The following is a 13007-nucleotide window of genomic DNA, read 5'->3' as shown; positions in this document are numbered from 1 at the left end:
TGATGACATGAATTTTCGACAATTGCACGTTTTTGTGAAAACTGCTGAAACCAAAAATATGACAGAAGCAGCTAAAACTCTGTATATGACACAGCCAGCTGTAAGCCAAACGATCTTGGAGCTCGAGGAAGACTTGAACGTCAAATTATTTGAACGATTGAAACGTCGCTTGTACCTTACAGATGCAGGTGAAAGCTTTTACTCTTACGCTAAGAAAATCTTAGCTCTGGTAAACGAATCCAAAGTCACAATGCAGCATTTTCAGAATATGCAGCTTGGAGAACTAAAAATTGGTGCCAGCACCACTATTGGGACTTACTTGCTTCCAAAGTTAGCGGCTTCATTCAGAGCAAAACACAAGAACATTAATCTACATTACACCATTAATAATACAAGAATTGTGGAAGAGTTAATTCTTAATCATGAATTAGATGTTGGAATTGTAGAGGGGGTTGTTCACTCAAAAGAGATTGTGACAGAACACATGATGAATGATGAGCTTTATTTGATTTGTTCACCCAATCACTCTTGGGCAATGAAAACAGATAAAGTGATAAAATCTGCCGAATTTCAACAAGAAGCAATTATTGCCCGGGAAAAAGGTAGTGGAACACAAGAAATTGTCGAAGAAGTTTTCACAAGACATAACATTACTTACGATATTACTCATGTCTTAAATAATACAGAAGCTATCAAAAAAGCAGTTGAGGCGAACTTAGGTATATCAATCATTTCAAGACTTGCTGTTCTCGAAGAACTTCACTATGGAAGCCTCGTCCATGTTAAGTTAGAAGATGTCGATTTCCCGAGAAATTTTACGATTATTTATCATAAGGATAAATACCTTTCCCCATTGTTCAAGACATTTTTACATTATTGTAAAAGCTATTGTTCTTCATAAAATAAAGGGCGACCAATACCGGCCGCCCTTTCTATTAGCTTACTTTTTTAGCTTGTGCTGCTTCATAATGGTTTTCGAAGTAATCTTTCGTTTCGTTAACGATTACCTTATAAAGAAGTAATAGTGCAATTAAGTTCGGAATCATCATTAAGGCATTAGCCATGTCTGCAAAAGCCCACACCGTTGTTAAGTTTGCAACTGTTCCAAAGAAACATGCTGCAACATAAACAAAACGATAGCCTAAGATTCCTTTATAGCCAACTAAGTATTCAAAGCATTTTTCCCCGTATACATACCAGCCAACAATAGTTGAAAAACCGAAAAATACGACTGAGAACGCCACGATATACTCACCAATTGCACCAAGTGAATGAGCAAATGCTGCACTTGTTAAAGCACCACCATCAAGGTTTGCTGCATGCTCAACACCCGAAATTAAGCCGCCTGATGCATCCCAAAAGCCAGTAATAATCAGAACTAATCCAGTCATTGTACATACAATAATAGTAACAATAAATGTTCCTGTCATTGCCACAAGTGCTTGACGTACAGGATGTTCTGCACGAGCATTCCCTGCAATTAATGCCGCTGTACCTAAACCTGCTTCATTTGAGAAAATTCCGCGTGATACACCACTTTGTACTGCTGTCATCACACCAATTCCAATAAATCCACCTGCTGCAGATACAGGGTTAAAAGCATAATGAAAAATTGTTTGGAATGCAGGAATAATTTGGTCAACATTTAACACTAAGATTAATAGTGCTCCACCCATGTAAAGAAACGCCATGATCGGAACAAAAAAACCTGCCACGGAGCTAATCCGTTGAATACCACCGAAAATAATTAAGCTTGTTAATACAGCTAAAACAATTCCGGTTACAATCCCGCTTACACCAAAGCTCTCATCCATAACACTTGCAATTGTATTTGATTGTACACTATTCCCAATCCCTAATGCTGCAAATGCACCAAAGAAGGCAAAGCCAACTGCAAGCCACTTCCACTTCCGACCGAGCCCTCGCTCGACATAATACATTGGCCCTCCTGAATACTCTCCATTTTCATTCTTAACACGATATTTCATCGCAAGAAGTGCCTCTGCATATTTAGTTGCCATTCCGAGCAAACCAACAATCCACATCCAGAAAATTGCACCCGGACCGCCGAGTGTAACTGCTGTTGCAACACCAGCAATATTTCCGTTTCCAATTGTTGCTGCAAGCGCTGTCATCAATGCTTTAAAGTTACTTACATCTCCTTCTGCTGTTGCATCCGTTTCGTCTTCTTTACTAAAAGCAATTTTGAATGCGTAGAGAAGCCGGCGAAATTGCAAACCTCTCAAGATGAATGTTAAAAATAACCCCGTTCCAAATAGCAAAACTAAACTTGGTGTTCCCCATAAAACACCGTTGATTTTATCTAGGATAGCTAACAAATCCATTTCGTAAAAACAGCCTCCCTTTGTTGTCAACGCTTTCATTTTCAATTCAAAACTTTTTCGTTTCTCCCGCATATAATTGTAGCATTTTTGTGAACAATTTCTATCGTGAAATTATGCAAATATAACATTACATTTTTGTGTTAATATACAAAAGCAATGGATATATTTTTCAACTTGATTTGTTCTTTTCAATACAATACGCTATTTACTATCATATTGAATGCGTTTACTAGATTTACTCTAACTAAAGAGATAGGATGATGAAAATCATGTTCGATCAAGATAATCCATTCAAAGGGACATTTGGAAACCTTGAAAATTTCGTCGATCATGTCAGCGAAACTCTTCAATGTCCAATAACAATTGAGGATGCTAATCACCGCTTGTTAGCCTATAGTATGCATGATGATCGCACAGATTCAGCCCGTATTTCCACTATCATCGGTCGGCGTGTACCTGAAAAAGTGATCAACACTCTCTGGAAGGATGGCATCATTCCAGCATTAAACAAACAAGACGAACCTGTGCGTGTACACAGTATTAGTGATATCGGTCTTGGTGACCGAGTTGCAATTGCAATCCGCAAGAAACAACAAGTGCTCGGTTACATTTGGGCGCTTGAAGTCGACCGCAAACTTACCGACGATGATTACACTCTTCTTCAACAAGCAGCTACATCAGCAAAGAACCAGCTTATGCAATTACAAATTCGTCGTGAAAAACAAGAAGAAAATTATCAAGAATTTTTTTGGCAAATCTTAACCGGACATGTTGATTCTGAAACAGAAGCTATTAAACAATTTGAACGCTTACAAGTGACGCCCCCTCCTTCATTTGCAGTCGTCGTTCTGCAATTCACAGACGTCATTCGTCAAAAAAGCGAGAAACAAATTGAATATTTGTTGAAAACAACTCAAAAGGTCAATGTTGTTTTCTATACGATTGATCAAAATGAGCTCGTTCTTCTCGTTTCACCTAAGTTACCTGAACAACCATACGAAGCGATCGATACATTTATAAACACCTTCATCGTTCAAATGAACGAACGATTCTCAGTCAAAAATATCGCTGGAGGCTGCGGAACTATTTATGAAAACCTCCAAAAAGTTTCGAACAGCTATCAAGAAGCAAACAGTGTCTTAAAAATTAAGTCACGCTTCCCAAAAGAAATTGAATCTATTTATAATTATCAAAGCTTAGGAATCTATCAATTTCTTGATGTTATTTATGAAAAGCGAGTAGCAGAAAAGTTTGAAAATAAAACAATTAAGCAATTAAAGGATTATGACCAAAAGCATAATAGCAGTTTACTTGAAACACTTGAAGCCTACCTTGATGAAGACAGCAATATTAATCGTGCAGCAAAATCGCTCCATATTCATGTCAACACAATGAATTACCGCTTAAAAAGAATTGCCGAAATAGGCGAATTAGACTTAAAAGACCCAAATCAAAAAACAACGCTATATATCGACTTGAAAATCTTAAAATATCAACGTTAATTTCGCTATTGTCTAAACCAACAAATTCGTTTTGTTGGTTTATTTGACGTTATATGGGTGAAAAATGCCTATATAAGAGTCATTTATCCCCATCTATCTTCTCCGTTTGTGTAATTTAACAAACAAACAATTTCTATTTCTTTTTTCTAAACAAAGAAAATTACAAAATAAAAAATTATAATGAAATTAAAGTTATTAAAACGCTTACGAAGAAATGAAAATATTTTCGCGTCTTCGTTGGACACTATGATTTCTTTATTTTTGGGAAACGCTATAAGAAGCGCTCAAAAAAGATACGATGAGAATCAATATATAGGAGGAAGAACAATGATTATTGGTGTACCAAGAGAAATTAAAAACAATGAAAACCGTGTAGCAATTACTCCTGCGGGCGTCCTTTCTTTCCGTAATGCTGGTCATGAAGTGCTTATCGAAAAAGATGCTGGTGTTGGCAGCGGTTTCACAAATGAAGCATACGAAATAGCTGGAGCAAAAATCATCGACCTTGCTGCAGACGTATGGGCACAAGCTGAAATGGTCATGAAAGTGAAAGAGCCTCTTGAAGAAGAGTACGGTTATTTCCGTGAAGGTCTTATCCTATTCACTTACCTTCACCTTGCAGCTGAAGCTAGTCTTGCAAAAGCACTTAAAGAAAAAGGTGTTATCGCAGTAGCATATGAAACAGTTGAAGTAAATCGTACCCTTCCACTACTTACTCCAATGAGTGAAGTTGCTGGACGTATGGCAGCACAAATCGGTGCACAGTTCCTTGAAAAGCCTAAAGGCGGTAAAGGAATTCTTCTTAGCGGCGTACCAGGTGTTAAACGTGGTAAAGTAACAGTAATCGGCGGCGGTGTTGTTGGTACAAACGCTGCAAAACTTGCAGTTGGTCTTGGTGCTGATGTAAACATTATCGATCTTAGCCCAGAGCGCCTTCGTCAATTAGACGACCTGTTCGGAAATCAAGTAAACACAATTATGTCAAATCCAATGAACATTGCTGACGCTGTTCGTGAATCTGACCTTGTAATTGGTGCAGTATTAATCCCTGGTGCAAAGGCTCCAAAGCTTGTTACAGAAGAAATGATTAAATCAATGAGCCCTGGCTCTGTTGTTGTTGACGTAGCTGTTGACCAAGGTGGTATTATCGCTACAGCTGACAAAATTACAACACATGATGCCCCTACCTATGTGAAGCATGATGTGGTACACTATGCAGTAGCAAATATGCCTGGTGCAGTGCCGCGTACATCAACAATTGCGCTCACAAATGTAACAATTCCATATGCACTGCAAATTGCTAACAAAGGCATTAAGCCAGCAGTTGCTGATAACCCAGCACTTGCAAAAGGTGTAAACGTTGCACTTGGCCACGTTACTTACGAAGCAGTTGCACGTGATCTTGGCTACGAATACACAACAGTAGAAGCAGCACTTCAATAATTTGCTTCTACATGTTATATAGAGAAAACATAATCCCCTCAAGTTTTGCTTGAGGGGTGTTTTGTATGAACGAAGGAGAGAAGAAAATGAACCTTGCCAGCTACCGAGACACTTGGACAGAAATTTCACTTGATGCAATTAGACATAACATAAAAGGATTTCGAAAACATGTTCAACTACCAACACGCCTAATGGCCGTTGTAAAAGCTGACGGGTATGGCCATGGGGCAGAAATGATTGCCAAAACTGCATTACAAGCGGGCGCTGATTACCTAGGTGTCGCTCTTGTAGATGAAGCCCTTCACCTGCGTCGCTGCCAAATTAACGCTCCTATTTTAGTACTTGGCTATACGTCTCCAAGTGTTGTTGAACAAGCAGTCGAACATGACATTACACTCACTTTCTATGATGAAGAAGCTTTATACGCTATTAATAAAGCTGCAACAAAATATAACAAAACAGCAAACGTTCATCTCAAAGTAGATTCAGGCATGGGGAGAATTGGGGTAACAACAAAGGAAACTGCATTGCAACTCGCAGAGCTCACAAACACACTTTCACATGTAAAGCTCGAGGGAATCTTTACACATTTTGCATCTGCTGATACAGATGATCCATCGTATACAGAAATGCAATTTGCAACCTTTCAAGAAACGATAGGCTACCTAGAAGAAAATAAGATTGACATCCCAATTAAGCATTGCTGCAACAGCGCTGCAACTATGCAATACCCTCATATGCATTTGGATATGACGCGGGTTGGCATTAGCTTATACGGTCTCCTTCCTGACCCCGATATTCCAACACGTCCATTTGAATTAAAGCAAGCGATGCACTTCAAAACGAAGGTAGCTGCTGTTAAAACATTACCAAAAGGTCATTCTATTAGTTATGGTTGTACGTATACAACAAATGATGAGCGAAAAATTGCTACCATTCCTGTTGGTTATGCAGATGGCTTAAGCCGTCTTCTTTCCAATCAAGCAGTCATGCTTGTGAATGAAAAGCGTGTTCCAATTGTTGGTCGTATTTGCATGGATCAAACAATGTTAGACATTACAGAGGCAGGCGAGGTAAAAGTTGGGGATGTTGTCACGATTTTTGGGCAAGATGGCTCAGAGTTCCTATCAATAGATGAGAACGCTCAAATAATGGGAACGATTAACTATGAAGTTGTCTGCGGGATTGGTAAGCGTGTGCCACGAATTTATATTGAAAACAACAAGGTTATTCAAAAACAAAACCTTTTCTTCCATCAAAAATAAGAAGAGAGCACTGTTTGCTCTCTTCTTATTTTTCAATTTCACCTTCCCAGCCATTCATTCCGCCAGTGAAGTTATAAATATTTGAAAATCCTTCTTTTACTAAAATTTCACTTGCTTGTGTAGAACGGTTTCCACTACGACAAACAATAATATATTTCTTGTCTTTCTCTAATTCACCTGTCCGATCTGACAATTCATCCAATGGAATAAGTGTAGCACCAGGAATATGGCCTTCAGCAAATTCTTCAGATGTACGTACATCAATGACTTGTACACCTTCATCCATTAAGGATTTCACTTCGTCAGTTGCTTCAATTTCGGTATACCCTTTGTCCGTTCCTTCATTATTTGTAGTGGAATTTCCACATGCAGCTATGATTAGTAGGCTTCCAATAAGGGACAAAAGTTGTATTGTACGCTTCATATTCTTTCCTCCATTCTGGATATGCTACCGAAAATTATAGCAAACAATTCTAGCTTTTAAGTACATAAAAAACGGACAGATTGTTAACAATCTGCCCGCATTCTGCCTTATGCTTGTCCCCTGTTCGAGAGGCTCCAGCAATCGGTCAGCCTAAGCGCCTTTCTCCGCTTTTCTTATTTCACTAGTTCTAGTTCTACTGGGATGAATTCTTCTACTTTTTCGTCTTTTTTCACTTTTACAGCTGTATCTACTGCTTGTTGGCCGATTTTTTGTGGTTGTTGTGCGACTGTTGCTGCCATGCGTCCTTCTTCGACTGCTTTGACCGCATCGTCTGTTGCATCGAAGCCAACTACAATAACATCTGAAAGACCAGCTGATTTAAGAGCTTGAAGTGCACCTAGGGCCATTTCATCGTTATGTGCGAATACTGCGCTCACATCTTTTGTACTTTGAAGGATATTTTCCATAACTGTTAAGCCTTTTGCACGGTCGAAGTCTGCTGCTTGTTTTGCAACAACTTCAATTCCATCTTCAGTATCTACGATATTATGGAAACCAGCGCCACGTTCACGTGCTGCAGATGAACCTGGAATACCTTCTAGCTCTACAACATTACCTTGTCCACCAAGTTGTTCAACGATAAATTTACCAGCCATTTCACCACCTGCTTCATTATCTGAAGCGATATGCGAAACAACTTCTCCACCTTCAGCACTGCGGTCCACTGTAATGACAGGGATGCCGGCACTGTTTGCCGATTCAATTGCTGAAGCAACTGCAGCTGAATCTGCTGGGTTCACTAATAATACATCGACACCTTGTTGAATTAAATCTTCAATATCACTAACTTGCTTTGCAGGATCGTTTTGTGCATCAACTGTTGTAATTTCTACACCCTGTTCTTTCGCCTGTGCTTCTGCCCCATCCTTTAATGTTACGAAGAATGGATTATTTAATGTAGAAATTGATAAACCAATCTTAGTTGAACCATCACCTTCGTCTCCGCCTTTTGCTTCTTCTTTCTCAGAACCTGGAGCTTGAGTCGAGCATCCGACAAGTAATACAGCTGCTAATGCTGTTAATAGAAAACCTTTTAACCAACGTTTCATGTTGTATGCCTCCTTAAGGTTAATTAATTATCATCAAGCAGATTTTTTGCGGTCTAGTAATACTGCAAGCAGAATAACTCCTCCTTTTACAACCTGCTGATAGAACGAAGATACATTTAATAGATTAAGACCATTGTTCAACACACCAATAATTAACGCACCGACTAACGTTCCGAAAATCCAGCCACGTCCGCCAGAAAGACTTGTTCCACCTAATACAACTGCTGCAATCGCATCTAACTCATATGTTGTTCCAGCTGTCGGTTGTGCTGAATTCAAACGAGACGTAAGAATAATCCCTGCGAGTGCTGAAAGCATCCCTGTTAAGGAATACACCCAAATTTTCACTTTATCGACTCGAATACCAGAAAGTAATGATGCTTCTTCATTCCCACCAATCGCATAGACACGGCGGCCAAACGTCGTTTTCTTTAAAATAAAGAATAAAATCGCATAAGAGCCGAGCATCCAAAGAACTGGAACTGGAATACCAAAGAAGTAACCACGACCCATCATTTGGAAAACCATGCTGTCAGATAAGCCAGTAATTGGACGGCCATCTGTGTACACAAGTGTTAACCCGCGGAAAATAGTCATTGTTGCTAGTGTTGCAATAAACGGTGCTACTTTTCCTTTGGTAATAATAAGTCCGTTAACCGCACCCATTGCTGCACCTGCAAGCAAACCTAATAACATTGCAAGTGTCGGGTCCATCCCCGCTGCTAGCATTCCTGCTGTTAACGCAGCTCCAAGCGCTAGAATGGAACCAACCGATAAATCAATACCGCCAGTCAAAATGACAAACGTCATACCGAATGCGATGAGGGCATTAATAGATACTTGCCGCAATACATTTAAAATATTATTTAACGCTAAAAAGTTTGGACTTAAAATTGATAGTATGACTATGATTAAACCAAGACCGAGTAATGGACCGAGTTTTTGCAAGGTGCTACTTACAGATCGTGATTGCTTCATGTCCGTTCCCCTCCCGTTGCTGCCTGCATAATCTTCTCTTGATCTGCCTCTTTACAATCGAGTGTTGCGGTTGCTTTTCCTTCATGAATGACTAAAATACGATCACTCATCCCGAGAATCTCTGGCAGTTCAGATGAAACCATAATAATTGCCACGCCTTGCTCTGTTAATTGATTCATAATTTGGTAAATTTCTTTTTTCGCACCAACATCTACACCACGAGTCGGTTCATCAAGAATTAAAATTTTCGGCTGAATACCGAGCCATTTTCCAATAACGACTTTCTGTTGGTTACCACCGCTTAATGATTTAACCGTTTGTTCTCGACTTGCTGTCTTAACTTTTAATTTCTCAATTAAGCTATCAACCAGCTCATACTCCTTATTTGTTGAAACGATTGTTTTATTTGAAATTTTCCCTAGATTGGTTAAGGCGATATTTTCACGAACAGATAAACCAAGCACAAGTCCCTCATCTTTACGATCCTCTGTGATAAAACCAATTCCCACTGCAATCGCATCGTGTGGATTTTTTATTTTTACCTCTTTACTATCGATATAGACTTTTCCGCTCTTTATCGACCTAGAACCAAAAATCGCTTCGACAATTTCAGTCCGGCCTGCTCCCATAAGTCCTGCCACACCTAGGATTTCGCCTTGTTTTACAGAGAAACTAATATTCTCAAACTTACCTTCACATGTTAACTTGTCAACACGTATCCGCTCATCACCAAGCTTGGTTTCTCTTTGCGGAAAGCGCTCTCCAAGTTGTCGTCCGACCATCATTTTGACAATTTCATCGAAGTTTGTTTCTTTGATTGCTTTTGTTCCGATATATTCACCATCACGCAGTACAGATATCCGGTCACACATCGCAAAGATTTCTTCCATCCTATGTGAAATGTAGACAATTCCTACACCTTCTTCACGCAGCCCATTCATCACTTTGAACAGAGCTTCAATTTCCCGGTCTGTCAGTGCGGCTGTCGGTTCATCCATAATTAACACTTCAGCATTTGTGGCAACAGCGCGTGCAATCTCAATCATTTGTTGTTGACCTACTGATAATTCTCCTGTTAGGGTATCTGGGTCTATGTCCACACCTAAACGACTTAAGTACTCTTTCGTTTTCTTTTTCATTTCTCCCATACGCAAGATGCCTGTTCGACCAATCGTTAACTCTTTACCGAGAAACATATTTTCTGCAACTGTTAAGTACGGTATAATGTTTAACTCTTGATGAATAACGGCAAGGCCAGCATTCTCAGCTTCCTTCGCATCTTTAAAATGAACCTCTTTGCCTTTTGCGAATATCTGCCCTTCATCTCGTTCATATATACCAGTAAGAATCTTCATCATCGTAGACTTACCAGCACCGTTCTCACCCATTAACGCATGGATCTCACCGGGCAGAACTTCGAAATTTACGTTCTTTAGAACCTGGTTCCCGGAAAATGATTTGCTTATATTCTTCATTTCTACTAACGGTTGTGTCGGCATGTTAGAAAATCACTCCCGCATGAAGAATGACGTTTGCATAAGGCGTCACTTCTCCTGTACGAATGACCGCCTTTGCCGTTTGGCACATTTCTTTCAACTCATCATGTGACACATAGTTAATGGCAATTGTGTTATATGAATTCTTTACCTTTGCTTCAAGCTCAGCATTATGTAAGGAGATTTCATTTGCAATCGTCATTTTTTCAACTTCCATATCAGCTGCTACAGCTTCAAGAACCGCTTGAAAGCTAGGTATACCCTTCGTTAATGCGAGGTCAATTCGCTTCACTTGATCTGGAATAGGCAAGCCGCAATCAGCAATGACAACAGTATCTTTATGACCAAGCTTTGCAAGTACACTTGCAATTTCACTATTCAAAATGCCGTGTTTCTTCATGTTGTTACACGCCCTTTCTACTGTGCAAGAAACGCTCCACTTCTTCTCTAGTCGGCATACCGCCTTGCGCACCTGATTTTGTTACTGAAAGCGCCCCAACAGCATTCGCAAATCCACAAGCTCGCTCAAGCTCCATTCCTTCACTTAGCGCCACGGCAATGGCACCATTGAAAGAATCTCCTGCTCCTGTTGTATCTACCGCTTCAACATCAAAGCTGTCGATTTCTTTCACGATATTGTCGTGACAATATGAGACACCTTTTGAACCTTTCGTAATAATAAATTTGCTCTCAAGCTGTTTAAATAATGCTTTTTGTTCTTCATGTTCAGCTTGTTCAAACAATTCCTTTACTTCATGCTCATTCGGTGTGAGATGTTCGACACTTTCTAATAATTCATTAGATAAGGACTGAATTGGAGCTGGATTTAAAATAACTTTCGTATTGTGCTTCTTTGCTAATGCAGCTGCTGTTTCTACTGTTACCATTGGAATCTCTAATTGAAGAAGAACAATATCACTTTCGGCAATGATATCTTCGTTTTCTTCGACTAGCTCAGGACTTACGAATTTGTTAGCACCAGGCACGACGATAATCCGATTATCACCATTCGACAAAATAATCGTCGCAATTCCTGTTGCTTCATCCGTAATGGTTTTAATTCGATCTGTTTGGATCCCATGGTTTTTCATATTCATAATCAGCTCTTGGCCAAATGGATCATCGCCAACACAGCCAATAAACGTAACATTTGCTCCTAACTTTGCTGAAGCAACGGCTTGATTTGCACCTTTTCCTCCAGGATTCGTATCAAATGATGTTCCCATTAAGGTTTCTCCTTGTTCAGGGACAATTTCTGCTGTCGTCACAAGGTCCATATTAATACTGCCAATAACTGTAATATTTGGTTTCTTCATGCTGCCACCTCATTTCATGCTTTCGTTGATTGCCGCTTGATTAACTTCACCTTAAATTCGCATTTATCTTGATCTAGTTCTCGTTCTTCGATCAAATTCAGAAGCATATTTGCCGCCTTGGAACCGATTTCATAAATCGGCTGCTCCATCGTCGTCAAAGATGGACTTGTCACTTCACAAAGACTAATACCATCAAACCCGATAACATTTAAATCTTGTGGGACTCTTTTGCCAAGCTCTTCAGCAGCCTTTAATACGGCTGTCGCCATCACATCATTACCTGCAAAGATTCCATCAATATCTGGCTCACGTTGAAGCAAGCTTTTTGCAAGCTCCATTGTATCTTTTAAATGATAATTTCCTTCCGCAATTAAACCAGAATAGAACCAAGGCTCATCTTGCACTTCATCCACATACCCACGGCAACGTTCATCTGCATTAATGACATTATGCGGACCGCGGATATGAGCAATTTTTTCACAACCGATCCGTTTCAAATGCTGAACTGCTTCTCGAGCACCATCATAGTTATTGACTGTTACGGTTGGCATATTTGGAGAAATCGGACGGTCCAGCGCCACAATTGGTACATCTAAGCCTTTAATATGCTCTGTTTTCAATGTACTTGTCACGATGATAAAACCATCTACATACTTTTGCCGCAGTACCTCAATGTATTGCTTCTCCTTCTCCACATCTTCATCTGAATTACAAAGGATAAACGTATAGTCTGCTTTATTTGTGACATCCTCAATCGCCCTTGCCAATTCAGGAAAGAAAGGATTTGTAATATCAGGAACAATTACGCCGATCATTTTTGATTTCTTTTTGTATAAGCTTCTCGCTACAGCATTTGGACGATATTCAAGTTCATCGATTGTTTTCATCACTTTCTCACGTGTTTTCGCGTTTACATAACCATTATTATTAAGTACACGTGAAACAGTCGCTACAGAAACACCCGCCTGCTTTGCTACATCCCTAATCGTTGCGATCATTACCACCCCATTTTTGTGGAACCGGTTACACAAACACCTAATAATAAAGTCATTTCAGCTGGTAACCTTCATTAAATATATCTATTTTTCTATTTCTTTAGTCATTATGTAACCCGTTACATATTATAATC

Annotated in this window: 12 protein-coding genes; 4 read left to right on the top strand and 8 right to left on the bottom strand. The window is 39.6% G+C overall.

Features of this window, described 5'->3' with window-relative positions:
- Positions 1-7 precede the first annotated feature (7 nt).
- Positions 8-901 carry a selenium metabolism-associated LysR family transcriptional regulator gene (locus tag LC040_00225; protein WLR51365.1) on the top strand — a complete coding sequence of 298 codons (894 nt, stop codon included), beginning with the start codon at positions 8-10 and terminating at the stop codon, positions 899-901.
- A gap of 34 nt (positions 902-935) precedes the next feature.
- On the opposite strand, the gene LC040_00220 is transcribed toward LC040_00225, so the two are convergent.
- The gene (locus LC040_00220) at positions 936-2345 is read right to left on the bottom strand and encodes a sodium:alanine symporter family protein (GenBank protein WLR51364.1); all 1410 of its coding nucleotides are present in this window, start codon (positions 2343-2345) and stop codon (positions 936-938) included.
- Positions 2346-2614: 269 nt separating this feature from the next.
- Between LC040_00220 and LC040_00215 the strand changes: the two genes are divergently transcribed.
- The 3 genes from LC040_00215 to alr all read left to right on the top strand — a co-directional run bounded on the left by LC040_00215 (position 2615) and on the right by alr (position 6555).
- Positions 2615-3847 carry a PucR family transcriptional regulator gene (locus LC040_00215; protein ID WLR51363.1) on the top strand — a complete coding sequence of 411 codons (1233 nt, stop codon included), beginning with the start codon at positions 2615-2617 and terminating at the stop codon, positions 3845-3847.
- Between the two features lie 327 nt (positions 3848-4174).
- Complete coding sequence (ald, locus tag LC040_00210) at positions 4175-5290, top strand: alanine dehydrogenase (protein WLR51362.1); 1116 nt, start codon at positions 4175-4177, stop codon at positions 5288-5290.
- A 65-nt stretch (positions 5291-5355) separates the two neighbouring features.
- The gene (gene alr, locus LC040_00205; GenBank protein WLR51361.1) at positions 5356-6555 is read left to right on the top strand and encodes an alanine racemase; all 1200 of its coding nucleotides are present in this window, start codon (positions 5356-5358) and stop codon (positions 6553-6555) included.
- A gap of 25 nt (positions 6556-6580) precedes the next feature.
- On the opposite strand, the gene LC040_00200 is transcribed toward alr, so the two are convergent.
- The 7 genes from LC040_00200 to LC040_00170 all read right to left on the bottom strand — a co-directional run bounded on the left by LC040_00200 (position 6581) and on the right by LC040_00170 (position 12873).
- Positions 6581-6979 carry a rhodanese-like domain-containing protein gene (locus LC040_00200; GenBank protein ID WLR51360.1) on the bottom strand — a complete coding sequence of 133 codons (399 nt, stop codon included), beginning with the start codon at positions 6977-6979 and terminating at the stop codon, positions 6581-6583.
- Between the two features lie 173 nt (positions 6980-7152).
- Entirely contained in the window at positions 7153-8088 is a 936-nt protein-coding gene (rbsB, locus tag LC040_00195) for a ribose ABC transporter substrate-binding protein RbsB (GenBank protein WLR51359.1), read from the bottom strand.
- Between the two features lie 33 nt (positions 8089-8121).
- Positions 8122-9066 (bottom strand): ribose ABC transporter permease, encoded by a 945-nt coding sequence (gene rbsC, locus LC040_00190; protein WLR51358.1) that lies wholly within the window; start codon positions 9064-9066, stop codon positions 8122-8124.
- Entirely contained in the window at positions 9063-10565 is a 1503-nt protein-coding gene (gguA, locus tag LC040_00185; GenBank protein WLR51357.1) for a sugar ABC transporter ATP-binding protein, read from the bottom strand. Before gguA ends, rbsC begins: the two co-directional genes overlap by 4 nt.
- Before the next feature lies 1 nt (position 10566).
- Entirely contained in the window at positions 10567-10962 is a 396-nt protein-coding gene (gene rbsD / locus LC040_00180) for a D-ribose pyranase (protein WLR51356.1), read from the bottom strand.
- A 4-nt stretch (positions 10963-10966) separates the two neighbouring features.
- Positions 10967-11878 (bottom strand): ribokinase, encoded by a 912-nt coding sequence (rbsK, locus tag LC040_00175; GenBank protein WLR51355.1) that lies wholly within the window; start codon positions 11876-11878, stop codon positions 10967-10969.
- A gap of 14 nt (positions 11879-11892) precedes the next feature.
- Positions 11893-12873, bottom strand: a complete 981-nt coding sequence (locus tag LC040_00170; GenBank protein ID WLR53354.1) for a LacI family DNA-binding transcriptional regulator — start codon at positions 12871-12873, stop codon at positions 11893-11895.
- Positions 12874-13007 lie beyond the last annotated feature (134 nt).

It is taken from the genome of Bacillus tianshenii (genome assembly GCA_020524525.2).
Classification (GTDB): Bacteria; Bacillota; Bacilli; order Bacillales; family Bacillaceae_N; genus Bacillus_AV.
The sequence above is the reverse complement of the archived record's forward strand: the minus strand, read 5'-3'. Positions and strand labels throughout refer to the sequence as shown.

Coding starts and splice junctions, on each gene's coding strand:
- LC040_00225 (WLR51365.1), top strand. CDS start 8: ATGAATTTTCGACAATTGCACGTTTTTGTGAAAACTGCTGAAACCAAA.
- gguA (WLR51357.1), bottom strand. CDS start 10,565: ATGCCGACACAACCGTTAGTAGAAATGAAGAATATAAGCAAATCATTT.
- rbsC (WLR51358.1), bottom strand. CDS start 9,066: ATGAAGCAATCACGATCTGTAAGTAGCACCTTGCAAAAACTCGGTCCA.
- rbsB (WLR51359.1), bottom strand. CDS start 8,088: ATGAAACGTTGGTTAAAAGGTTTTCTATTAACAGCATTAGCAGCTGTA.
- rbsK (WLR51355.1), bottom strand. CDS start 11,878: ATGAAGAAACCAAATATTACAGTTATTGGCAGTATTAATATGGACCTT.
- alr (WLR51361.1), top strand. CDS start 5,356: ATGAACGAAGGAGAGAAGAAAATGAACCTTGCCAGCTACCGAGACACT.
- ald (WLR51362.1), top strand. CDS start 4,175: ATGATTATTGGTGTACCAAGAGAAATTAAAAACAATGAAAACCGTGTA.
- LC040_00200 (WLR51360.1), bottom strand. CDS start 6,979: ATGAAGCGTACAATACAACTTTTGTCCCTTATTGGAAGCCTACTAATC.
- rbsD (WLR51356.1), bottom strand. CDS start 10,962: ATGAAGAAACACGGCATTTTGAATAGTGAAATTGCAAGTGTACTTGCA.
- LC040_00220 (WLR51364.1), bottom strand. CDS start 2,345: ATGGATTTGTTAGCTATCCTAGATAAAATCAACGGTGTTTTATGGGGA.
- LC040_00215 (WLR51363.1), top strand. CDS start 2,615: ATGTTCGATCAAGATAATCCATTCAAAGGGACATTTGGAAACCTTGAA.